This is a genomic window from uncultured Deefgea sp., from assembly GCF_947072475.1.
GTDB lineage: Bacteria > Pseudomonadota > Gammaproteobacteria > Burkholderiales > Chitinibacteraceae > Deefgea.
In genome coordinates, this window is record NZ_CAMTIA010000027.1 from 1 (window position 1) to 23,767 (window position 23,767).

The window sequence follows — 23,767 nt, forward strand, 5'->3', positions numbered from 1 at the left end:
ACCAAGGACACGCGGATTTTCAATCCGCTGCTCTACCAACTGAGCTAACGAGCCACTCGAAACACTACTTCGTTTCGAAGAGCCGCAATTAAACACCAGCACGTGCCTTACGTCAACTCCTTTCACGATTTTCTATAGACCAAAGGAGACTATATTCAATAAATGACTGTTTTATTGCGATATTATTTTTCACGCGCTGAGCATCTTTTTAGCATTGACGTAGTCCAACCCAGATTAAAAATAATTGATTCCCCTTGGAGCGCGATCTTGGAAACGTTTGAAATCATCAGCTACCTACTTGGCGCAGCCATGATTCTGGCTGGTTTGGCCGGCACTATATTGCCTTTACTGCCATCCACGCCTTTAATTTTTGTCGGCATGCTACTGATCGCCTGGGGCAATCAATTTATTCATATTGGCTGGCCATCACTGAGCCTGTTATTTATTCTCATGCTGATTGCCAGCGTGCTCGATTACATTGCCGGCGCCATGGGGGCTAAAAGCGTTGGTGCGAGCCGCTACGCTGTCTGGGGGGCTTTAATTGGCTCGATTGTCGGTATGCTGGGCGGGATAGTCGGTTTAATCCTCGGACCGTTTTTAGGTGCTGCAGCCGGTGAGTTCTATGCCAGAAAAGATCTACTACACGCCGGTAAAGTCGGATTTGCCAGCGGTATCGGCATGTTGCTTGGGGCGATTGCTAAAGTCGGTTTGGCACTCGCCATGCTGGGGGTGTTTTTGCTGGCGTGGTGGTTATAAATCCCCCCAATGGATTCAGACTTGAGATGTCCGTCTTGGCCACAAAATTGGTGGGTATATCAACAAAGCGCTTTAATTTTAAAGTCCACATAGATATACCCAACCCATCACACCCAACGTCGCAACCAAAAAAACAAACCCAAAAACACCGCAATGCCCCCCATCAAACCCAAGGCCGCGTAGTAGCCATAGGTCCAGCGTAGCTCGGGCATGATGTCAAAATTCATGCCGTAGATACCGGCAATCAACGTTAGCGGCATAAAGATGGTGGTAATGACGGTGAGTAGCCGCATTTGCTCATTAAGTCGCTGCGACTGCAGCGATAGATATATTTCTTGCAAACCAGAAATCATTTCGCGCAGCGCTTCAACGGTTTCAATCGATTGCACCGTATGGTCGTACACATCACGCAAATACAGCTGGGTTTCACTATGAAAAAAATCGGCGTCATCGCGCTGCAGTACATTGAGCATTTCCCGCATCGGCCACAGACTGCGCTTAATTTGCTGCAAACTACGGCGTAATGACTGTACTTCAACCATCTGCTCGGGCTGGATCTTACTATTAATCGCTTCGTCCAACTCTTCGCAGCGCTCACCCAATTGCTCAAGCACTAAGAAATAACGATCCACCAGTTTATCCAGTAAGGCATAAGCCAAATAATCCGGGCCTAATTTGCGAATTTGGGATTCACTATTTTTAAGCGTGTCGCGAATCGCGGCAAAAGTGCCGCTGGGTTTTTCTTGAAAGGTCAGCACAAAACCCCGTCCAACAATCAAGCTCACTTGCTCACCAGAAACGCAGTCCGTATCCCAATTCATGAGTCGGGCGGTGATATACAAATAGCCGGGATATTGCTCAACCTTGGGGCGTTGCTGGGTATTCAGAATGTCTTCTAAAACCAGTGGATGCAATTTAAACCGCTGACCAATTAATTTGAGGATTTCAATATTTTCTAAACCATGCACGTTCAACCACAAGGTATTAAACGTCGGCTGAAACGTTCGGCCGACATCAACGTCGCTAAAACTGGTCGCAAGATAATCCCCCGGCAAAGGGCCAAACTCAATTAAAGTGGCCAGCGTTGCCGCCGGCGCGTCACCGCCGACATACTGCAAAGTACCGGGTGCTGCACCGGCTTTATCTGAATTTAAATGCGCTTTTATACGTTGGCGACGGCTCGAATCATTAGGTTTACGCCCATGTTTTGCCATGCTTTGACTTCCTCATTTAAGGCATACATCGTGAGTGGATGCGCCTCTAACCACGCTGCGTCTAATTCCAAGCAATAGCCATCCGCACTGTGCGAGAGCAAACCCAATGGCGGCGCCTCATCCAGGCGAGCGCGATAAAACAACACCGCCATGCGCAAACACAAAATGGCATCCCATTCGGCAGGTTGAATCTCTTGATCAGCGAGTTTGCTCAAACTACCAGCATGCGCCAGCACCAGCCGCGACAACCAATTTTGTTCCCGCTTAGAAAAACCCGGCATATCGGCATGCTGCAAAATATACGCCGAATGCTTATGATAGCTGGCATGCGCAATCGAGCGCCCCACCTCGTGTAAACCCGCAGCCATCGTCAGATTTCTGGCCAGCACGACATCATCGCTTTGCGTTTCGCCGCGCAGTACATCAAATAATTGCGCCGCCAATTGCGACACTCGATACGCTTGCGGTCCATCCACATGGTAACGGCGCTGAAAGAAATCGACCGTTCGATCCCGCACATCATATTGAGTTTGGCGTTGCACTAAGTCATACAGCACGCCATCACGCAGCGCGCCGTAAGTGATCGACATGCGCTCGATACCGAGCATATCAAAAGCCGCCTGCATAATCGCTAAGCCGCCGGGCAATACCGGACGCCGATCATCGCGCAAACCATTTAATTGCAAATGATTGATATGGCCAGCAGCAATCATTTTGCTACGCAAAGCGGCTAAACCATCACGAGTAATCCCCAGTGGGGATAAATCGTTTAATTCTAAAATATCGGCCAATGAGCGCGCCGTGCCTGAAGTCCCGATCGCTTTTTGCCACTCTCCCGAGTAAAACGTGGGCACCAAGGGCAAGAAAGCACCTCGCGCAGCGAGCTCGGCGGTTTCCATTCGTTCACGGGTAATGACGCCATCGGGAAAATAACGCGCACTCCAGCCCACACAACCGAGCTGAATGCTTTCAGTACTAAATGAGCGATACTGACTGCCGATAATCAACTCGGTTGATCCGCCACCAATATCAATCACCAAGCGGCGCTCACGCGTACTGGGCAAACTATGCGCGGCACCAATATAAATTAATCGCGCTTCTTCACGGCCAGCAATAATTTCAATAGGAAAACCCAAGGCCGCCTCGGCCTGAGGTAAAAAATCGGCGCTATTTCTAGCAATGCGAAAGGTATTGGTCGCAACGGCACGCACGCATTGCGGCGGCAAGCCAGCCAAACGCTCACCAAATCGCGCCAGTGCTGCGGTCATTTCGGCGATGGCTTCAGCCGTTAAACAACCGTGAGCATCTAAACCGGCACCTAAACGAACCGTTTCTTTCAATGAATCCAGCGGAAACAAAGCCCCTTCAACCACACGGGCGACTTGCAAGCGAAAACTGTTGGAGCCGAGATCCACGGCGGCAATGACAGAACAGTCGCCCATTCAGTAAAACTCCAGTAGGTAGCGGGTTTGCGGGCATAACAATACGTAAAACTCATGTTTGTGGCAAACGCAAATCATAAAGGGCAGCCACAGCCGCCCTTTATTAGACACTACTTCCTTCAGACTAGGGCAATAAACCTAGGGTCTGTTGTCGTTTGGTTTTCGGTCGCTGCTTGCGCGATTTTCGCGGCAGATCAAGGCATTTTATGCGACCAATAACCCGTTATTCGAGCATGAAATAACGCAGAGATGCCGCGAAAAGCGCCCAGCCCTTAGGGTTTGGCTGCTTTTGGCCTGACACTGCGTTGAAAAACGCTTGCATAGAATGACTATGCCACGCGTCTTTCGCCTTGTTTCAGGCCAAAATCAGCACAAACGCGATCCGCAAACCAAACGTCAACAGACCCTAGCCCTAATCTGATACATCGGCTTACTGCAAAGCGACGCGATCGACTTCTTCTTGGGTTTTATGGCGAACATCTTGGCCTTTCACCAAGTAAATCACATGCTCGGCGACATTCACCCCCAAATCACCAATACGCTCAATAGCTTTGGCGATCCATAAGATATCCAAAATTAAAGTAATCGAACGTGGATCTTCCATCATCACGGTAATCAATTGGCGATGCAGCGCTTGATATTCTTGATCCAGTTGCGCATCCGCCCGAATCACCTCAGACGCACTCACCGCATCCATACGCGCAAATGAATCGAGCGCATTAGACAACATATCCAGCGCCAAATCGGCAATATGATTGAGGTCATGAAAACGTGGCACTTGCAAACGGCCGGATTCATAAATGTTTTTTGCTCGTTTGCAAATTCGGTAGGCTTTGTCACCAATGCGTTCCAAATCCTCAACCGACTTAATCACCGTCATCACCATCCGCAAATCAGTGGCCGCAGGCTGGCGACGCGCAATCATATGCACACACATATCATCGAGTTTGACGTGCATTTGATTGACTTGCATTTCTTGCTCGATCACTTTATTGATGATCGCCACATCGCCCGACGCCAAAGCTTGCATTGCCAAGCGAACTTGCTCTTCGACCAAACCGGCCATTCCCATTACTTGGGAGCGAATTGCCTCTAAATCGGCATCAAATTGCTTTGAAATATGTTCTGACATGACACAGCTTCTCCAGTGTATTAATCGGTGCAAAATACCAGCTTTTTATTACAGTACTGTTTCATCTGCCCGTGAGCGGCGAACTTTTTATCCGCCGCTGCGCGTTTATTTAATGGTTTTCACCCCGTTAGCCGTACCCAATAAGAGTACGTCAGCACGGCGATGCGCAAACAAACCATTGGTCACAACGCCAACGATTTGATTGATTTGAGCTTCAAGTACCGTGGCCTGACTAATCGACAGACCATGCACATCAATAATGATATTACCGTTATCTGTCACTACGCCTTCACGATAAGCCGGATGGCCACCCAATTTTACCAACTCCCGCGCCACATACGAGCGCGCCATTGGGATTACTTCAACCGGCAAAGGAAAATCACCCAAGACATCAACCAATTTGCTTTCATCGCAAATACAAATAAATTGCCCGGCAACGGCCGCAATGATTTTCTCGCGCGTTAACGCTGCGCCACCGCCCTTAATCATTTGCAATTGATGATTAATTTCATCCGCGCCATCGACATACACCGGCAAGTCATCAATGGTATTTAAATCAAATACCGGAATCCCGTGTGATTTTAAGCGCGCGACGCTCGCTGTCGACGAAGACACCGCGCCTTTAATTTGGCCTTTGATTTCAGCCAAAGCATCAATAAAGTAATTGGCAGTCGAACCAGTACCAACGCCAACAATACAATTTTCAGGCACATAGGCGACTGCTGCACGGCCTACCGCTTCTTTCAATTCATTCTGTGTCATGTGGTTCAACTCCTGATTAGTCGCCATTAAAAATAACTACACCAAGGTATCTGCTAACGTTGTTTGTCTCGCAGTACAAACCCATCGTTAACAACCCTCTCATTCTAGCGCCGAACCCTCGCGACGCAGCTTGTGACGCATCAAACACCCAGTTCACCCAGCCTAAATATCGCCATTAAAGCGACACTAAATACTGCCGAATCCCATCGAGTAACATTTGCACCGCAATCGCCGTCAAAATCAAACCCATTAAACGCTCAAATGCCGTGGTGACTTGCGCGCCGAGCACTTGGCTAATTTTTTCTGAAAAAGCCAACGTCAGCGCACAAATCAGCATGGTTAACGCCAACGCCGCCACCCACACTTCAATTCGCTCGGGATCGCGCGAAACCAATAACAACACCGTGGCCAACGCCGATGGACCGGCCAATAAAGGAATCGCCAACGGCACAATATACGGCTCGCCCTCGCTGGTGTCGCCAAAAACGCCATCGGGATGAGGAAACACCATCCGCAGCGCAATTAAAAACAAAATCACGCCACCAGCAATGCCCAATGAGGTTTGGGACAAATGCATGACTTCCAGGAATTTTTGCCCGAACAACATAAAAACTAGCAGCACCACAAAAGCGACACTCACCTCGCGAATAATCATTCGCCAGCGCCGCGCCTTAGGGACTTTTTTCATCATTGCGACAAACAAAGGAATGCCGCCCAAGGGATCAATCACCAAGAGCAGCAAAATCAAAGCAGAAAGAAAAGTTTGTGATTCCATAGCTTAGTGTACATCCAAACAAGCCAAATATTGATTCGGGAAAGCCATCAAATCCAAGCTATTTTTCAGAAGTTTGAATGGGTATATTGCTGAAAAAATTATTTAATATGAACTACAACGCTATACCCTGTTTTTTAACTATGAGCTGATGGTGCAAGTTTGTAGGCATTTTTGTAGCTGCAATACTCGGCTTTGTGTTTCAAGCTGCATTATTTTTTTGCGATGCGTTACGCTGATTTTTCGCTCAGGTAAAGATTGCTGTGCAAATAACTGCGCGTAAAAAGGCAGCGCTAACTCAGCTTGTTGCTTAGCTAGATAACAATCGATTAAAGCCTTGCAACATCGGGTTTGTAGGCTCAATACACCCGACTGCACCGCCAATTGCTGGCCTTGTAATAAAATAGTCTCAGCCTCTGCGGCTTGTAATTGCAGTAGGATCTCACCCAAACCGGTCAAGGCATGCGCTTTGCCCCACAGATTATCATTGGCGCAATGCAAATCGTATGCCGTCGCCAATTCAACCTTTGCCTGCTGCAACATGCCTTGCTGCCCATGAATCAAGCCACGGTAATACACAATTTCTGCCGCCCAGACTTTATTGTGCAAAGGCAGTTCCATCAATCGTTCAGCGCGGGCGATCGCCTCTAAAGCTTGAGCGTAACGCTGCAATCGATATTGATCACTGGCCACATACAGTAAGGCATCGCACTCTAACAGCGGGTCGGCAATCGCCACCGCCATTTTGAGTGCCATTTCACTGCACCGCAGTGAAGCTTCATTATCGTTAAAACCAATATAAACCTGCCCAATCCCTAAATAGACACGGACACATTGTCCAAGGTTTTGTGCCCCTTTGGCCTGCATTAAAGCTTTAGTCCATTGATCAAGTGCCAATAAAGGCTGATCATTTAATAAATAAGACGTCGCCAACAGCAGTAATGAATTGGTCGAACTGCCTATCTGCCCAGCCTGCCGATAACTCTCCGCAGCGGCACTAAATGCCGTTTGCGCCGCATGATGCGCACTAAAATGCTGCTGGGCATGCCCTAAAATATCCAAAGCCATCCCGTGTAACCGTGGGTCAGCTTGGCTTTCTGCCACCCATTGCTGCGCTTGATCCGGCAAAGGCGGCGAGCCACGTTCGGCGGAATTTAATACGGTTTCAAGTTGAGTTAATAATGCTAAACGTGCGGTCATGCTGCCATCTCCCACACCACGGCACCCGCACCATGACGCATCGCCAAATACAAGGCCAAATCCGCACGTAATTGCAATACGTCAACGGTGTCGCCCTGCTGATAAATTGTTCCGCCCATACTCAGCGTCAGTGCCTCGGGTAAATCACTAAAGTCCAATTGTGCGATCTGCTGTTGAATTTGCTCAATCAATGCATTGGCCAAGTCTGCCGAGCTGTTGGGCAAAATCAATTTAAAGACCAACTGCCCGCCAGCAATCAACTCCGTCCCCTCTGGTAGCGCGTCTTGCAAAACCCGCGTAATCCGCACACTGCAATCATTGCTTTTGGCCTCCCCCATCACTTCGCGCAAATAGGTCGATTGATCCACCCCAAGATGCAATACACATAAAGAGGGTTGATCAATAGCCTGCGCCAACAACGTCGGCCAACGCGCCTCCAAGTAACGCAAATTATGTAAGCCCGTTACCGCATCACGATAAGTGGCGCTTTCCAGCCAACGCACTTGCTCGTCTTGCTGGGCATTTTTCAAGCGCAATAGATCGATTTCTATATCACTGGTGGTTTGCTGTAATTTGAACTCAACGTCTCGTAAGCGTCGTGGTCGTTGCGGTTTTTTGTGCTGCGCCGAATGCCGCATCGCCGCCTGATAAAAATCCACCGCAGCGGTATATTGCTGACACGCTTGGCTGGCTTGCGCCAATTTAATCAACAATAAGCCGCGTAAATCGCTCGATCCCGCATGCGACAACGCCGCGCTTGCTCGGTCAATGGCCGCAGGTAAATCTAACGGGGCATTGATGCGTAAATACAACGATAAAATCGACCAATGCAAAACCAAACTGTCGCTATCGGCCACCTGTCGCGCCGCTCGCTCCAATTGCGCTAAAGCGGCAGGCCATTGCTGCTGCAATTGATACAGCCGCGCCGACTGCACCAATAAAATCGCATCGTCTTGCAAAGCCGGAAATGCCAACGCTTGCGCTTGTAATGGATAGGCCACCGTTTCTTGGCCCATTGCCCACAAGTCAGCCGCCAGACCCAGATAGGCCGAACAAGATTGCGCCGCACTGTCAGCCAGAGCGAGCGCATGCTGATGCAAGCTTAAAGCACGTTCAAATTGACCACTGTCATGCACAATGTCAGCGATTGCCAGCCAATAAGCCGCTTCATTACTCTGCTCAGATTGAGCAAGGGCCAGACCATCAAGAAAGTGTTGCAAAGCCTGATGAGACTGTCCTTGCTGCAGCAGAGTACGGCCCAAAACCAAATAATCCATTACCTATCCAAACCCCAAGCCATCATCCGCTCACTGTCAGCTCAATCCAGATACAAGCTGACAACACATAAAAAAAGCCCCGCAATGCGAGGCTTGATTTATTTCAATTGCCTTACCAAGCGCCAATGTACTCCAAAATCCCTTCGGCTGCATTACGGCCTTCATAGACCGCACGCACCACCAAATCAGCGCCACGAACTTGATCGCCACCAGCAAAAATTTTCGGGTTGCTGGTTTGATGCTTGAAGGTTTGCTTGTCGCTTGCAATTGTGCGACCCCAATCGTCAGTTTTCACGCCTTGCGCGTCAAACCAGCTTTCCGGTTCAACCGAGAAACCAAACGCCACCACCACGTGATCGCAATTCACAATCCGCTCAGAACCGGCAATCAACTCAGGACGACGACGGCCTTTTTCATCGGGTGCACCCAGTTGCGTCGATACCAAAGTCAGCGCCAAGCTGCCATCGGCATTTTGCTCGATTTTCACCGGTTGGCTATTCCATTGGAATTCAACACCTTCTTCCTTGGCATTGGCCACTTCGCGTTTTGAGCCCGGCATGTTTTCTTCATCACGGCGGTAAGCGCAAATCACGCTGGCTGCGCCTTGGCGGATCGAGGTGCGGTTGCAATCCATGGCGGTATCGCCACCACCGAGCACCACCACGCGCTTGCCGGTCATTGATACGAAAGCTTCATCGCCAAGCGTGCCCATGCTGTTGCGCACGTTGTTGATCAAGAACGGCAAGGCTTCCATCACGCCTGGCAATTCTTCACCGGCAATGCCGCCCTTCATGTATTTGTACGCGCCCATGCCCATAAATACCGCATCGTAATCGGCCAGCAAGCTGTCAATTGCAATATCTTTACCGATTTCAGTATTCAAGCGGAATTCAACGCCCATGTCTTCCATGATTTTACGGCGTGTCGCGATGACGTCTTTTTCTAGTTTGAATTCTGGAATACCAAAAGTTAACAAACCGCCGATTTCTTCGTAACGATCAAACACCACCGGTGCAACGCCGTTGCGTACCAAAATATCCGCGCAGCCAAGGCCAGCAGGACCAGCGCCAATAATGGCGACTTTTTTGCCGGTCTTAATCACGCCCGACATATCTGGACGCCAACCGGCTTTAAAGGCTTCGTCGGTAATGTATTTTTCCACCGAACCAATCGACACCGCACCAGCGTCGACTTGATTGAGCGTACATGCGCCTTCGCACAAACGATCTTGTGGGCAAACACGGCCACAGATTTCTGGCAATGAATTAGTTTTGTGGCTGAGTTCAGCCGCTTCAAACAATTTACCTTCGTCGACCAATTGCAACCATTGCGGAATATGGTTGTGCACTGGGCACTCCCATGAGCAATACGGATTGCCACAGGACAAACAGCGCCCCGCTTGTTCACCCGAGCTGGTTTTATTGAGCGGGGTGTAGATTTCTTTAAATACAAATTTACGTTTCTCAACCGCGACTTTATCGCCGGGATTGCGAGCAACATTCAGAAACTGAAATACATCTGACATGGTATTACCTCGGGGAGTAGTGAGTCGGGATTGGGGAGTAAAACCACTCCCTGCGCCCCATTCCCAACTCCCTATCTAAATTAGTCTTTTAGCAATGCGTCGAGCTTGGCCACTTTGGGTTTCACCAACCAGAAGTAATCGACGGCTTCATCAAAGTTCGCCAACAATTCAGCACCCTTGCTCGAACCAGTCAACGCCACGTGGGCGGTGATTTTGTCTTTCAAGAAGGCGCGAATAGCACCGTAGGCTTCACCATTGATCAAGTTGGTATCGATCAGTTCGTTGTTGTAGCGATAAGCAAATTTTTGCTTCGGATCGTAAACCAGCGCAAAACCACCGGTCATACCCGCGCCAAAGTTGTATCCGGTTTCACCGAGTACCACTACGCAGCCGCCAGTCATGTATTCACAACCGTGATCACCAACGCCTTCAATCACCGCTGTCGCACCTGAGTTACGCACCGCGAAACGCTCGCCGGCCATACCCGCAGCAAACAACTCACCACCGGTTGCGCCATACAAACACGTGTTACCGGCAATGACTGCGTCGCTCGAAGCAAATTCGCTACCCACCGGTGGATAGATAATTACTTGGCCGCCGTTCATGCCTTTACCCACGTAGTCATTGGCGTCGCCAGCGAGTTCCAGCGTCAAACCTTTGGCATTCCACACCCCAAATGACTGACCAGCTGAACCGTGCAATTTCAAGTGCAAAGTGCCTTCTGGCAAGCCATCTGCGCCGTGTGCTTTGGCGATTTCACCTGACAAACGCGCACCGATTGAGCGATGGATATTGCGTACAGCGTATTCAAAGCGTTGTGGCGTTTTGGCTTTAATGCCAGCAAGTGCATCTTTGACCATTTCTTCGGCCAACTCACCCTTGTCAAAACTTGGGTTGCGCGCATCCACGCAGAAACGTGATTCTGAATCTGGCGTTGTGCCTTGGCTAAGCAAACTGCCTAAGGCGAGTTTTTGTTGTCTTTCCGTCGCGCCTTCAATCAAACCGAGCATTTCAGTGCGGCCGATCATTTCTTCAAACGTGCGCACGCCCAGCGCCGCCATCAATTCACGCGTTTCTTGCGCGATGAAGGTAAAGTAATTCACCACCATCTCTGGCAAGCCGATAAAGAACTTGCTACGCAATTTGATTTCTTGCGTTGCCACGCCGGTAGCGCAATTGTTCAAGTGGCAAATACGCAAGTATTTGCAACCCAAAGCCACCATCGGGCCAGTACCGAAGCCAAAGCTTTCCGCGCCCATGATCGCGGCTTTCACCACGTCTAGACCGGTTTTCAAACCACCGTCGGCTTGCACGCGAACCCGGCCACGCAAACCGTTAGCACGCAAGACTTGCTGCGCTTCGGTCAAGCCAAGTTCAAACGGCGAACCGGCGTATTTGACTGAAGCCAGCGGCGAAGCAGCGGTTCCACCGTCATACCCCGAGATGGTGATCAAATCGGCGTAGGCTTTAGCCACACCGGCTGCAATGGTACCGACGCCAGGTTCAGCGACTAATTTAACGGAAACCAAGGCTTCTGGATTGACTTGTTTCAAGTCAAAAATCAGCTGCGCCAAGTCTTCAATCGAATAAATATCGTGATGCGGAGGCGGTGAAATCAAGCTAATGCCTGGCTTGCTGTGACGCAATTTAGCGATCAGCGGCGAGACTTTATCGCCCGGCAATTGGCCGCCTTCACCCGGCTTAGCGCCTTGTGCGACTTTAATTTGCAGTACTTCAGCATTCACCAAGTAGTGCGGCGTAACGCCGAAACGACCAGAAGCGACTTGCTTGATTTTCGACATTTTTGACGTGCCGTAGCGCGCTTCGTCTTCACCACCCTCACCTGAATTCGAGCGAGCACCAAGGCGATGCATGCCTTCTGCCAATGCTTCGTGCGCTTCTGGGCTTAAGGCGCCCAGCGACATACCGGCCGAGTCAAAACGCTTCACAATCGATGAAATGGGCTCAACTTCGTCGATCGAGATCGATTTGGCTGGGTCAATTTGCAATGCCATTAAGTCGCGCAACATGGCCACTGGGCGAGTATTCACCAGTGCGGCGTATTTGCTGTATTCCTTATAGTCACCGCCTTGCACCGCTTTTTGCAGCTGCATCACCACATCTGGGTTGTAAGCGTGATATTCCTCACCAAACACGTATTTAAGCAAACCACCTTGCGCCAATGGGCGCATTGGGTTGAAGGCTAATTTATTGAGTTTGATTTGATCGGCTTCAAAATCAGCGAAGTTAGCGCCAGAAATCCGCGATACCGTACCGGTTAAGCACAGATCGACGACTTCTTCACCAATCCCTACGCCTTCAAACAATTGCGAACCGCGATACGACGCCACGGTTGAGATACCCATTTTCGACAAGATTTTCATCAAGCCTTTATTGATACCCTTACGGAAATTATTCGCCGCTTTTTCTAGCGTGCCCTCAACTTGGCCCATATCGACCAATTCTTTGATCGTTTGGTAAGCCAAGTAAGGCACTACTGCCGTTGCGCCATAGCCGATCAAACAGGCGAAATGATGCGGATCGCGCGTAGTGGCGGTTTCAACGATGATATTGGTTTTGCAACGCAAACCGGCGTTGATCAAGCCATGATGTACCGCACCGACGGCGAATAAGGCCGGAATCGGCATACGGCCTTTGGCGATATTTTTGTCCGACAATACGATAATCACCGTGCCAGCGTTCACACTGGCGATGACATCGGCTTGCAGCTTTTCAATTGCTGCTTGCAAGCTCACGCCTTCAAACGTCAATGCAAAATGCGCAGTTTTAAAGTCTGGATCAGTTTGGCTGGTCAATACCGCGAACTTATCCGTCGACAACACTGGCGAAGTCACTTCCATGCGTTTGGCGTGGTCTGGGCCGTCTTCAAACAGATTGCGCTCAGGGCCAAAGCAGGTGTTCAGCGACATGACGATCGCTTCACGGATCGGGTCGATCGGTGGATTGGTGACTTGCGCAAACTGTTGGCGCAAATATTCATACGGCGAGCGTACTTTGGTCGACAACACCGCCATCGGCGTGTCGTCGCCCATCGAACCAATCGCTTCTTGACCGTCATTCGCCAAGATGCGCAAGATTTGATCGCGCTCTTCAAACGTCAACTGGAATTGTTTTTGGTACGTCAGCAAGGCGGCTTTGTCCATCTCTTCGAGAGGACTATTGTCAGCGGCCATTTCCAAATGCTGGGCGTGCTCTTTGAGCCAAGCGCGGTACGGTTGGGCGGTTTTGAGCTTGTTATCGATCACATCTGATTCAATAAACTCGCCCGATTTGAAATCAACCGCAACGATTTGACCAGGCTTCACGCGGCCTTTTTTCACCACTTCTTCTGGCTTATAGCCCCATACGCCGATTTCTGAGGCGATGGTGATATGGCGATCTTTGGTGATGACATAACGCGCTGGGCGCAAACCGTTACGGTCCAGCGCACAACCGGCGTAGTCGCCCGCCGCCCAAACGATACCAGCGGGGCCATCCCATGGCTCCATGTGCAGCGAGTTGTATTCGTAGAACGCGCGCAAGTCGCGATCATTGGTATCGACGTTTTGCCAAGCCGGTGGCACCATCAAACGGAAGGCACGGAACACATCTACGCCGCCAAGTACCAAGCTTTCCAACATATTATCCATACTCATCGAGTCTGAACCGTTGGTTTGCACGATAGGACGAATCGCATCCATATCCAGCAGATTGCTATCCATGATCGCTTCGCGAGCACGCGCCCATGCGCGATTACCCGTTAGCGTATTGATTTCACCATTGTGCGCGAGGAAACGGAAAGGCTGCGCCAATTTCCATTGTGGCCACGTATTGGTCGAGAAACGTTGGTGATACACCGCCATGCTCGAAGCAAAACGCTCGTCTTTTAAATCGAGATAAAACACCGGCAGATTGTCTGGCGTTACCAAGCCCTTATATGACATCACATAAGGGTTGAGTGTTGGGACGTAGAAAGCCGCGTCAGCCGTATTGGCTTTTTCTGCCAAGCGCCGCGCTTGATACAAACGTCGAGCAAAATCAAGCTCTGACAAGGTAACTGGCGAATTAACAAAGATTTGCTGAATGGTCGGCAAAGAGCGCATCGCCGCTGCGCCAAGCGCATCGAGATTGACCGGTACTTCGCGAATCCCCGCTACTTGCAAGCCTTGGCTTTCAAGCGCTGACACGAGATTGCTGATCGACTTGGCCGACTCAGTTTTATCGAGCGCTGAAAAAACCAAGCCGGCAGTAAACTGCTCAGCTAAGACGTAGCCATTATCCGCAGCAACCGCGCGTAAAAAGCCCTTTGGCAAGCGAAATAGCAAACCACAACCATCGCCTGATTTACCATCTGCCGCCACCGCACCGCGGTGAGTCAAACAGGCCAACGAATTGATCGCCGTTGAGACCAGCCAATGACTCGGCTTATCATCCATTTGTGCAATCAAACCGAAGCCGCAGCTATCTTGCTCGAACTGCGGGCGGTACAACGTGCCCTTCAACCAGCTTTGTCTATCCATCACAGCGGCACCCTTACAAAAGCTCAAGAATCAGTCAAATACATGCTGCTAGGGATTGACCCTAGTCAAGCAAAAAGGGCTTGATTCTAGCGATAAAGGGGGCTCAAAGCAACTCAAAGCCATAAATGAACGGCAATCAGGGGAAACCCCAAGAACGGGGTAGATTGGGAGGTAAAGATTGACGAAAATACTTAATAAATCAGTCAGTTTGCGTAAAACATTCATTCAGAATACTTCACGCAAACCGACTCAATTTGCCGATTTTAGCGGCGTTTTGTTAGCTCACTGCGCTCAATCGCAATGGCGATCAAATAATGCACAATATCGCGGTCATGACCGATTTTTTCGATGCATTCGGCGCGCAAACGATCGACTAAATATTGCTCAGGCGAATCAATCACGCGAGCAAATCGATTGTATTTAAACTGTGAATTACCGACGATGTCTTCCAAAACGTCTAAACGCTCAGGTTGATTATTGCGTAAGCGATACATCTTGCTTTTGGCTAACACTTTACGCTCATGATTCGGCCGTAAAATTACATGCCAGTTACTAGGCTCGTTTTGAACGTCTTCGTTTTGAACTTCTTCCATTTGGTCTCATCCCTACGTGATAGCCTGAATCGTTGAGGCTTTAAACGCCGTCAAAAACTCAAGCTGATAAATCTCGATGGCATCAAACCATCAACCCATCAAGATTAGAATGCATTGATTATACGGCCAATTGACGATACCGAAAGATTAATACCTCTTGCACCAGCAAATACCCCGCGGCCTCTGAGCGACGCTCCGACGCTCCACCACATCGTGGAAAATCAGCCACACACAGCACAAAACATCGTCAATATAATCAAATTCTTATTTACTAAACACATAAATACGGCATTAAATAGACGCAAACTTTATACATTAACCCTCTTCACGACGATCTAAAGCGAGCTAGCACTTGTACCGTTCTCTATACGCCCCGATTTTATTAGGCTTGCTAACCGCTTGTGGCGGCGGTGAGTCACCAAACCCAGAGCAACCTGGTATTGGCGTCAACCCAATGCCCAGCTTAGCACCCGTACCGAGCGCCTCTCCAATACCGAGTGCTTCTCCAGCGCCTAGCTTGCCACCGGTAGCCACACTGCCAACCACACCCTGTAAGGATGCTAGTTGCCTTGAGGATGACCTTTTTACCAACCAGCAAGAAGATCTATTGCTCAATGATTTCTCGTTTCGCAAACGCCTCATTCAAGACAATATGATTCCCTATCTGGATTTGGACGATCCGCGAGTCATTGATTATATTCGCGAGCCGACTACTTCTTATAACAATGCTTCTGCCAAAGGCAATGACCAAGCCAGTACCAAAAAAGACGATCTAGTTCGCTGGCACCGAGATATCCGGCATGCGTCTGGGATTGCTGATAATCCGTTCCGAGAATTTGATGGTGGTGCTATTTTCAAACACCCTCCGGTATTTGCAAGCCAAGCCCCCTTCAATACGGCCGACCATGATGTTGGCGTCTATAAGCGGGAGTTTCTGGAAAATCGTTTAGATTTTTATAATTTCTTTCGTGCGCTGTATGGTGCTCAGCGCTCGTATATCTCCAACTATAAACAAACGAACTCACAAGCTGGAGCATGGCTTGGCCGTCAAGTGGTACCCGAAGGGGGCAGTGGCCATTATCCAAGTTGGACAATCGCCAATGAAAAATACGGCATTAAGAAAGTCACCTTTGATGCGGGCTACCATAGTCGCTCCAGTGCCAATATCCAAGTCGGGAATACCGGTGGTGACCAGAGTAATTTGAACCACTTCAGCAGTAATGAGCGCTTATCTGCCATTTGGAATGAGGGCGAATGGGATAGTATGGCCGCCCTCGGGCATCGCAGTGTTTTCTTAGATGAATCCAGCAAGGACATTGGCTTTGGGGTGTACAACTGGTCCTTAGTTTGGACCGTGTGGGGCAGCAATCCGGAAAAAAATTGGGGCTGGAATAGCCTAACGGAGAAAACCTACCACACTAAATATCCTGCCGCGACAGCGCAACAAGGGGTTGAAATGTGGCACTCGCATGGATACTACCCATTCTTTGCAAGTTCATGGTCAAACCAATCGATTAGTGCCAAATTATTGCCCGCCTATATCACGCCACTCGCATCAGGTGAGCAGGTCAAACTTAAAATTGAACTGTTTCACAGCCTAAAAGACGGCGATTTATCGGTCGGCAGCCCGATTCTTGGTGCCCCTGTACTCAGCCTTGAACTCTCTGACATTCAAGGCACAGGCGCTGATAAAGGTGGAGAATCGCCCGTTGGCGCCTCTGTTTCCGATGGCAAAGACTGGGTCGGCGCATTGCCAACTCATCCGCTTGGTGGTCGATGGCACTTCACAGCCCCGAAGGCCAACCAGCTACAATTTCGCATGCCACAAAAAATGTGGCAAACCATCACTGATGGCTTTAACAAGGCCGCACCCGAGCAAAAAAACTACTACACCGTACGCTATACATTCACCACCAACGGTAATGGCTTAAAGATTAAGCAGCCGTTTTATATGAACCAAACCATTGCCGCGCAATTAATATTGCAAACCACTTATTTTGATATGACCCGCGAATAAAACGACCAGCAGTGAATACCAGCCCAAAGCCAGCGATTACTGGCTTTGGACTAGTAAGGCTAAAAGTAAGTCAATCAACAGCATGTGTATGAAAACAAAAAAGCCAGCATACGCTGGCTTTTTTATTAATGTATCTGCCTGTAGCCCTTAATTAAAAAGGGCTACAGACCAATACCCATTAACGTGGTAGTACTGTTTTGCCCATCAAAAATTGGTCGACTTCGCGGGCGGCTTGGCGGCCTTCGCGGATGGCCCACACAATTAACGATTGACCACGGCGCATATCACCCGCAGCAAACACTTTGGCGAGATTGGTTTGATAGCAAGCTTGGCCCTCAGTGGTGGCTTTGGCATTGCCACGCGCATCTTTCTCAACGCCAAAAGCATCAAGGATGCTGGCAACGGGATGGGTAAAGCCCATCGCCAAGAACACCAAATCGGCTGGCAGCTCAAATTCACTGCCAGCAATCGGGGTCGGTTTGCCGTCTTGCCATTCTAAACGCACCAACTGCAGCGCTTTAAGTACGCCATTCTCACCGACAAACGCTTGCGTTTGCACCGCGAAATCGCGATCAGCACCTTCTTCATGACTGCTTGAAGTGCGCATTTTGACCGGCCAATACGGCCAAACCAGCGGTTTGTTTTCTTGCTCTGGCGGTTGCGGCATCAATTCAAGTTGCGTCACGCTCGCTGCGCCATGCCGGTTACTCGTCCCAACGCAGTCAGAACCGGTATCGCCACCCCCAATCACCACGACGTGTTTACCTGCCGCATGGATAGGATTTGCAGCACCGCCAGCCACTTGTTTGTTTTGCGCGATCAGTAATTCCAAAGCGTAATGCACGCCTTTTAGCTCGCGCCCCGCTACGGGTAAATCACGCGGCACTTCTGCGCCACCGGCCAAAATCACCGCGTCAAACTGAGCATCAAGCTCTGCTGGGGTGATCACGGTTTGCGCATCGCAAACGATACCAGCAGGTATGTCTTTAGAACCAACAACGGTATTGGTCTTAAACAAAATACCCTCGGCTTTTAATTGCGCCAAACGACGATCAATCACCGATTGCTCTAATTTAAAATCCGGAATGCCGTAGCGCAATAGACCACCCACAGCGGCGTTTTTTTCAAACACCGTCACCGCGTGACCTGCCCGCGCCAATTGCTGCGCGGCAGCTAAGCCCGCTGGGCCAGAGCCAACGATGGCGACTTTTTTACCGGTTTTAACCGCAGCGATTTGCGGTAGCACCCAGCCGTTTTCCCAGCCTTTATCAATGATCGAGCGCTCGATGGATTTAATCCCGACCGGATCATCATTAATGCCCAGCGTACAGGCCGCTTCGCACGGCGCAGGGCACACACGGCCAGTGAACTCCGGAAAATTATTGGTTGAATGCAACACATCCAACGCCGTTTTCCAGTCTTGGTGGTACACCAAATCGTTAAAATCAGGGATCACATTGTTGACTGGGCAACCGTTATTGCAAAACGGAATGCCGCAGTCCATGCAGCGTGCGCCTTGCAATTTGGCTTTGTCATCGCTTAATGCCGGAACAAATTCCCGATAATGCGTGAGGCGCTGGGCCACCGGCTCGTAACTGTCTTTAACGCGATCAATTTCTAAAAATCCAGTTGGCTTGCCCATTATGCAATCTCCTTCACTGCGGTTGCGGCTGCGGCATTCACATTGGCTGCGGCCATTTCGTTTAATGCCCGGTGATATTCATTCGGAAACACTTTAACAAACGCCGCACGGCTCACTGGCCAATCTTGCAGCAACTGGCTGGCACGAGCGCTGCCGCTTAACTCAGCGTGGCGAGCAATCAACGCTTTGAGCTGGGTTTCATCGGCAAGGTCATTGTGCAACGGCGCGGCTTGTTCTGCAGCGGGTAATACCCGCTCTAGCGCAACTTGCGCCATATTGCAGCGCGCTGCAAACACGCCTTCTGGATCGTAAACATACGCCACACCCCCCGACATCCCTGCGGCAAAATTGCGCCCAGTTTGCCCCAGAACAACGACAGTACCACCGGTCATGTATTCACAACCATGGTCGCCCAAGCCTTCAACCACCGCCGTGGCACCGGAATTACGCACCGCAAACCGCTCGCCACCGACGCCGGCAAAGAACGCTTCACCGGCAATCGCGCCAAATAGCACAGTATTGCCAACGATGATGTTTTCCCAGGTTTTGCCGCTAAATGCCGCATTTGGACGAATTACAATCCGCCCGCCCGACAAGCCTTTACCGACATAATCATTGCCTTCACCGGTCAAAGTGATGGTGATGCCGCGCGCCAAGAAGGCGGCAAAACTTTGCCCAGCCGTGCCGTGTAGCGCCACTTGCAGCGTGTCTTCCGGCAAGCCAGCGTGGCCGTAACGACGTGCCACTTCACCCGAGAGCATTGCGCCAACGGTGCGGTTGATGTTCTTCACGGCGAGACTAATTTTGGTCACTTCACCGCGTTCCAGCGCTGGAGCGGCTTGCGCCAACAATTGATTGTCGAGCGCTTTGTTCAGACCATGATCTTGTACTTCGGCGTGTAAACGAGAGACTTCTGGCCCGGCTTTGGGCTGATAGAAAATCTTGCTAAAGTCCAGACCCTTGGTCTTCCAGTGGTCTACCCCTGCCTGTTTATCGAGTAAATCAGAACGGCCAATCAATTCATCAATGGTACGAACGCCCATTTCGGCCATGATTTGGCGCGCCTCTTCGGCAACGAAGAAGAAGTAATTCACCACATGCTCAGGCTGACCCGAGAAACGCTGACGCAGCAGCGGGTCTTGCGTCGCCACGCCGACTGGGCAAGTGTTCAGATGGCATTTACGCATCATGATGCAGCCTTCCACCACCAAGGGCGCGGTGGCAAAACCGAATTCATCCGCACCGAGCAAAGCACCAATCACCACGTCGCGACCGGTTTTCATTTGGCCGTCAACCTGCACCCGAACTCGACCGCGTAGTTTATTGAGCACCAGCGTTTGCTGGGTTTCAGCCAGCCCCAATTCCCACGGACCGCCCGCATGTTTGATCGACGATTGCGGTGAAGCACCAGTACCGCCGTCATGACCGGCAATCACCAAGTGATCGGCTTTGGCTTTAGTCACCCCGGCCGCCACGGTGCCCACGCCCACTTCAGCGACCAATTTCACTGAAATCGATGCCACTGGGTTGACGTTTTTCAAGTCGTGAATCAGCTGCGCCAAGTCTTCGATCGAATAAATATCATGATGCGGCGGTGGCGAAATCAAGCCCACGCCCGGCACCGAATGGCGCAATTTACCGATGTATTCCGAAACCTTATGCCCCGGCAGTTGACCGCCTTCACCGGGCTTAGCGCCTTGCGCCATTTTGATTTGGATTTGATCGGCGTTCACCAAGTATTCGGTGGTGACCCCAAAGCGGCCCGATGCCACCTGCTTAATGGCGGACCTCAGGCTATCGCCTTCTTTAAACGTATAGTCACGCTCAATGCGGTTCTTGCCGATGACTTCGGACAGTGTTTGGCCGGCTTTTAGCACGCCAAAACGCGCTGCGTCTTCACCACCTTCACCGGTATTGGATTTACCGCCGATGCGGTTCATCGCAATTGCCAATGCGGTATGCGCTTCGGTCGAAATCGAGCCAAGCGACATCGCGCCAGTGGCAAAACGTTTCACGATCTCGGCTGCCGATTCAACTTCTGCCAACGGCACTGGCGCGCCTGCTGGTTTAATTTCAAACAGACCACGTAGCGTGAGATGACGACGGCTTTGATCATTAATCAGCGCGGCGTATTCTTTGTACGTTGAATACGAGTTGCTGCGTGTTGCGTGCTGCAATTTGGCAATCGAATCTGGCGTCCACAAATGGTCTTCACCGCGAATCCGGAAGGCATATTCGCCACCAGCGTCGAGCTGATTGGCGAGCACAGGATCGCTACCAAATGCCGAGGTATGTAGCCGCACCGCTTCTTCAGCAATGTCAAACAGACCAATACCCTCAATATTACTCGCGGTGCCGGTAAAGTATTTTTTCACTACTGATTTTTGTAAACCAATCGCTTCAAAAATCTGCGCGCCGGTGTACGACATATACGTTGAGATGCCCATTTTTGACATCACTTTCATCAAGCCCTTACCCACGGCTTTGATAAAGTTTTTCTGATATTTCGCTGCCAGTTCTGCGTCGCCGCCATTGGCATACGCCAAATCCGCCAACGTGGCCAAGGTCAAATACGGATACACCGCTTCTGCGCCATAACCGCCGAGCAAGGCAATATGGTGCGTTTCCCGCGCTGAGCCGGTTTCAACCACTAAACCAGTGCTGGTGCGCAGACCGCGCTTCACCAAGTGCTGATGAATCGCCGACGTTGCCAGCAAGGCCGGAATCGCCACGTGTTTGGCATCCATCGCCCGATCAGAAACGATCAAAATATTCGCGCCCGATTTAACAGCGTCTTCCGCTTCGGCGACCAAAGACGCTAAGCGCGCTTCAACGCCTTCTTTACCCCAAGCAACGGGGTAGCAGATATTAAGTTGATGCGAATAAAACTTACCGCCTGTGTATTGGCCGATATTGCGGATTTTTTCAAACTGAGCGCTCGACAATACCGGTTGCGTCACTTCCAGACGAATCGGTGGATTGATGTCGGTCGTGCCAAGTAGGTTAGGTTTCGGGCCGATAAACGACACCAAAGACATTACCATTTCTTCACGAATCGGATCGATCGGTGGGTTGGTTACCTGAGCAAATAATTGCTTGAAGTAGTGATACAGCGGCTTATTTTTACGCGACAACACCGTCAGTGCAGCGTCATTACCCATCGAGCCCGTCGGCTCTTCACCGGCTTTGGCCATCGGTTCCAAAATGAACTTGAGGTCTTCTTGCGTGTAACCAAAAGCTTGCTGCTGATCGAGCAGCGAGTGAGCATCCGGCAGCGGGAAACTCACGTCACCATCGTCGCCTTCGATGTCATCGAGCTTAATGCGGATTTTTTCAATCCATTCACGATACGGCTTGGCGTTGGCGAGGCTGTCTTTGAGCTCTTTGTCGTCGATAATCCGACCTTGCTCCAAGTCGATCAAGAACATCTTGCCCGGTTGCAAACGCCATTTTTTATTAATGCGCTCTTCACTAATCGGCAACACGCCCGATTCAGACGCCATCACCACCAAATCATCATTGGTGACTAAATAACGCGCCGGACGCAAGCCATTCCGATCGAGCGTCGCGCCGATTTGGCGGCCGTCGGTAAACGCCACTGCGGCCGGGCCATCCCAAGGTTCCATCATCGCGGCGTGATATTCATAGAAGGCGCGGCGATTTTCATCCATTTCACCGTTGCGTTCCCACGCTTCAGGAATCATCATCATCATCGCTTGCGCTAGCGAATAACCGCCCATCACCAAGAGTTCGAGCGCGTTATCAAATGATGCCGAATCCGATTGTCCCGGATAAATCAGCGGCCAAATTTTGTCGATGTCTTTACCCAACACCGGCGAACTAATGGCTTTTTCACGCGCACGAATCCAATTCACATTGCCGCGCAAAGTGTTGATTTCGCCGTTATGCGCGATATAGCGAAATGGATGGGCTAAATCCCAAGTTGGGAAGGTATTGGTCGAGAAGCGTTGATGTACTAAGGCCAGCGCCGAGATACAGGCAGGATCTTGCAAATCTAGGTAATACTCGCCCACTTGGTCAGCGAGTAATAAACCTTTGTAATTGATGGTTCGAGCCGAACAAGACGGAATGTAATACTCGCCACCGTATTTAAGCTTTAAGGCGCGAATGGCATGGCTGGCGCGTTTGCGAATGATATACAGCTTGCGTTCTAGCGCATCGGTCACCAAGACATCATTGCCACGGCCAATAAAGAGTTGGCGAATCACTGGCTCAGTGGCTTTAATCAGCGGCGACATCGGCATATCGTGATTAACGGGCACATCACGCCAACCCAACACCACTTGTTTTTCGGCACGCACCGCGCGCTCGATTTCTTCTTCACAGGCGGCGCGGGCGGCGGCTTCTTGTGGCAAGAAGCACATTGCTACACCGTAATCGCCCATCGGCGGTAAAACAATACCCTGGGTGAGTGTCACCTTGCGAAATAGCGCATCAGGGATCTGGATCAATATACCCGCACCATCACCGGCTAAAGCATCGGCACCGACTGCGCCGCGATGGTCAATATTTTTTAGAATGAGCAAACCTTGCTCAATAATATGATGGCTTTTTTGGCCTTTGATGTGAGCAACAAAACCGACGCCGCAAGCGTCATGTTCATTGGCGGGGTCGTACATCCCCTGCTCGTTAGGAAATGCCATGTCCATTCGTCTATTCCTATGCAATATCAATGTCTGAGTAGCAGACTTCACCACATCGTTTAACCGACTTCATCAAGAAAAAATCGCCCAATGGATGAGTGTGCCAGAATAATTTGCTGCTGAAACAATAAAAAACCAAAACTTAAGCAAAATCAGGCGAAACACCACTAGCCGAAGCGAGATTTATCTTCTATGACGAGCCAATAGCCTACATAAAAATTACGAAAAATGTCCATAAAAACCTCGCATTT

At 50.3% G+C, this 23,767-nt stretch carries 14 protein-coding genes; 2 read left to right on the forward strand and 12 right to left on the reverse strand.

Going from position 1 to position 23,767, the window contains the following annotated elements:
- Window positions 1-267 precede the first annotated feature (267 nt).
- Window positions 268-756 carry a DUF456 domain-containing protein gene (locus Q0V82_RS10050; protein WP_297575364.1) on the forward strand — a complete coding sequence of 163 codons (489 nt, stop codon included), beginning with the start codon at window positions 268-270 and terminating at the stop codon, window positions 754-756.
- 107 nt (window positions 757-863) lie between these two features.
- On the opposite strand, the gene corA is transcribed toward Q0V82_RS10050, so the two are convergent.
- The 10 genes from corA to Q0V82_RS10100 form a co-directional block, all read right to left on the reverse strand.
- On the reverse strand, window positions 864-1,970 hold the full coding sequence (corA, locus tag Q0V82_RS10055) for a magnesium/cobalt transporter CorA (protein WP_297575366.1): 1,107 nt from the start codon (window positions 1,968-1,970) through the stop codon (window positions 864-866).
- Complete coding sequence (locus tag Q0V82_RS10060; RefSeq protein ID WP_297575368.1) at window positions 1,919-3,412, reverse strand: Ppx/GppA phosphatase family protein; 1,494 nt, start codon at window positions 3,410-3,412, stop codon at window positions 1,919-1,921. The genes corA and Q0V82_RS10060 overlap by 52 nt, the downstream gene beginning before the upstream one ends.
- A 430-nt stretch (window positions 3,413-3,842) precedes the next feature.
- Window positions 3,843-4,544 carry a phosphate signaling complex protein PhoU gene (gene phoU / locus Q0V82_RS10065; protein ID WP_288841881.1) on the reverse strand — a complete coding sequence of 234 codons (702 nt, stop codon included), beginning with the start codon at window positions 4,542-4,544 and terminating at the stop codon, window positions 3,843-3,845.
- A gap of 105 nt (window positions 4,545-4,649) precedes the next feature.
- The gene (gene rpiA, locus Q0V82_RS10070) at window positions 4,650-5,306 is read right to left on the reverse strand and encodes a ribose-5-phosphate isomerase RpiA (protein ID WP_297575371.1); all 657 of its coding nucleotides are present in this window, start codon (window positions 5,304-5,306) and stop codon (window positions 4,650-4,652) included.
- A gap of 175 nt (window positions 5,307-5,481) precedes the next feature.
- Window positions 5,482-6,081: a MarC family protein gene (locus tag Q0V82_RS10075; protein WP_297575373.1), complete on the reverse strand. Its 600-nt coding sequence runs from the start codon at window positions 6,079-6,081 to the stop codon at window positions 5,482-5,484.
- Between the two features lie 138 nt (window positions 6,082-6,219).
- Window positions 6,220-7,278 (reverse strand): hypothetical protein, encoded by a 1,059-nt coding sequence (locus Q0V82_RS10080; RefSeq protein WP_297575375.1) that lies wholly within the window; start codon window positions 7,276-7,278, stop codon window positions 6,220-6,222.
- On the reverse strand, window positions 7,275-8,555 hold the full coding sequence (locus Q0V82_RS10085) for a GGDEF domain-containing protein (RefSeq protein WP_297575377.1): 1,281 nt from the start codon (window positions 8,553-8,555) through the stop codon (window positions 7,275-7,277). The genes Q0V82_RS10080 and Q0V82_RS10085 overlap by 4 nt, the downstream gene beginning before the upstream one ends.
- Before the next feature lie 112 nt (window positions 8,556-8,667).
- Entirely contained in the window at window positions 8,668-10,080 is a 1,413-nt protein-coding gene (locus tag Q0V82_RS10090) for an FAD-dependent oxidoreductase (protein ID WP_297575379.1), read from the reverse strand.
- Between the two features lie 80 nt (window positions 10,081-10,160).
- Window positions 10,161-14,600, reverse strand: coding sequence for a glutamate synthase large subunit (gltB, locus tag Q0V82_RS10095; protein ID WP_297575380.1), 4,440 nt, complete (start codon window positions 14,598-14,600; stop codon window positions 10,161-10,163).
- 263 nt (window positions 14,601-14,863) lie between these two features.
- Window positions 14,864-15,193, reverse strand: coding sequence for a hypothetical protein (locus tag Q0V82_RS10100; RefSeq protein WP_297575381.1), 330 nt, complete (start codon window positions 15,191-15,193; stop codon window positions 14,864-14,866).
- A gap of 352 nt (window positions 15,194-15,545) precedes the next feature.
- Between Q0V82_RS10100 and Q0V82_RS10105 the strand changes: the two genes are divergently transcribed.
- Window positions 15,546-17,210, forward strand: a complete 1,665-nt coding sequence (locus tag Q0V82_RS10105; RefSeq protein WP_297575383.1) for a hypothetical protein — start codon at window positions 15,546-15,548, stop codon at window positions 17,208-17,210.
- A gap of 178 nt (window positions 17,211-17,388) precedes the next feature.
- Here the strand turns inward: Q0V82_RS10105 and Q0V82_RS10110 are convergent, their stop codons facing one another.
- Together Q0V82_RS10110 and Q0V82_RS10115 are read right to left on the reverse strand one after the other, a co-directional pair.
- Window positions 17,389-18,852: a glutamate synthase subunit beta gene (locus tag Q0V82_RS10110; RefSeq protein WP_297575385.1), complete on the reverse strand. Its 1,464-nt coding sequence runs from the start codon at window positions 18,850-18,852 to the stop codon at window positions 17,389-17,391.
- Window positions 18,852-23,522, reverse strand: a complete 4,671-nt coding sequence (locus tag Q0V82_RS10115) for a glutamate synthase-related protein (protein WP_297575387.1) — start codon at window positions 23,520-23,522, stop codon at window positions 18,852-18,854. The genes Q0V82_RS10110 and Q0V82_RS10115 overlap by 1 nt, the downstream gene beginning before the upstream one ends.
- Window positions 23,523-23,767: the final 245 nt, after the last annotated feature.

Excerpts from the sequence above, each read along its gene's own strand:
- corA (WP_297575366.1), bottom strand. The coding sequence starts at position 1,970 with ATGGCAAAACATGGGCGTAAACCTAATGATTCGAGCCGTCGCCAACGT.
- Q0V82_RS10060 (WP_297575368.1), bottom strand. The coding sequence starts at position 3,412 with ATGGGCGACTGTTCTGTCATTGCCGCCGTGGATCTCGGCTCCAACAGT.
- phoU (WP_288841881.1), bottom strand. The coding sequence starts at position 4,544 with ATGTCAGAACATATTTCAAAGCAATTTGATGCCGATTTAGAGGCAATT.
- rpiA (WP_297575371.1), bottom strand. The coding sequence starts at position 5,306 with ATGACACAGAATGAATTGAAAGAAGCGGTAGGCCGTGCAGCAGTCGCC.
- Q0V82_RS10075 (WP_297575373.1), bottom strand. The coding sequence starts at position 6,081 with ATGGAATCACAAACTTTTCTTTCTGCTTTGATTTTGCTGCTCTTGGTG.
- Q0V82_RS10080 (WP_297575375.1), bottom strand. The coding sequence starts at position 7,278 with ATGACCGCACGTTTAGCATTATTAACTCAACTTGAAACCGTATTAAAT.
- Q0V82_RS10085 (WP_297575377.1), bottom strand. The coding sequence starts at position 8,555 with ATGGATTATTTGGTTTTGGGCCGTACTCTGCTGCAGCAAGGACAGTCT.
- Q0V82_RS10090 (WP_297575379.1), bottom strand. The coding sequence starts at position 10,080 with ATGTCAGATGTATTTCAGTTTCTGAATGTTGCTCGCAATCCCGGCGAT.
- gltB (WP_297575380.1), bottom strand. The coding sequence starts at position 14,600 with ATGGATAGACAAAGCTGGTTGAAGGGCACGTTGTACCGCCCGCAGTTC.
- Q0V82_RS10100 (WP_297575381.1), bottom strand. The coding sequence starts at position 15,193 with ATGGAAGAAGTTCAAAACGAAGACGTTCAAAACGAGCCTAGTAACTGG.
- Q0V82_RS10110 (WP_297575385.1), bottom strand. The coding sequence starts at position 18,852 with ATGGGCAAGCCAACTGGATTTTTAGAAATTGATCGCGTTAAAGACAGT.
- Q0V82_RS10115 (WP_297575387.1), bottom strand. The coding sequence starts at position 23,522 with ATGGACATGGCATTTCCTAACGAGCAGGGGATGTACGACCCCGCCAAT.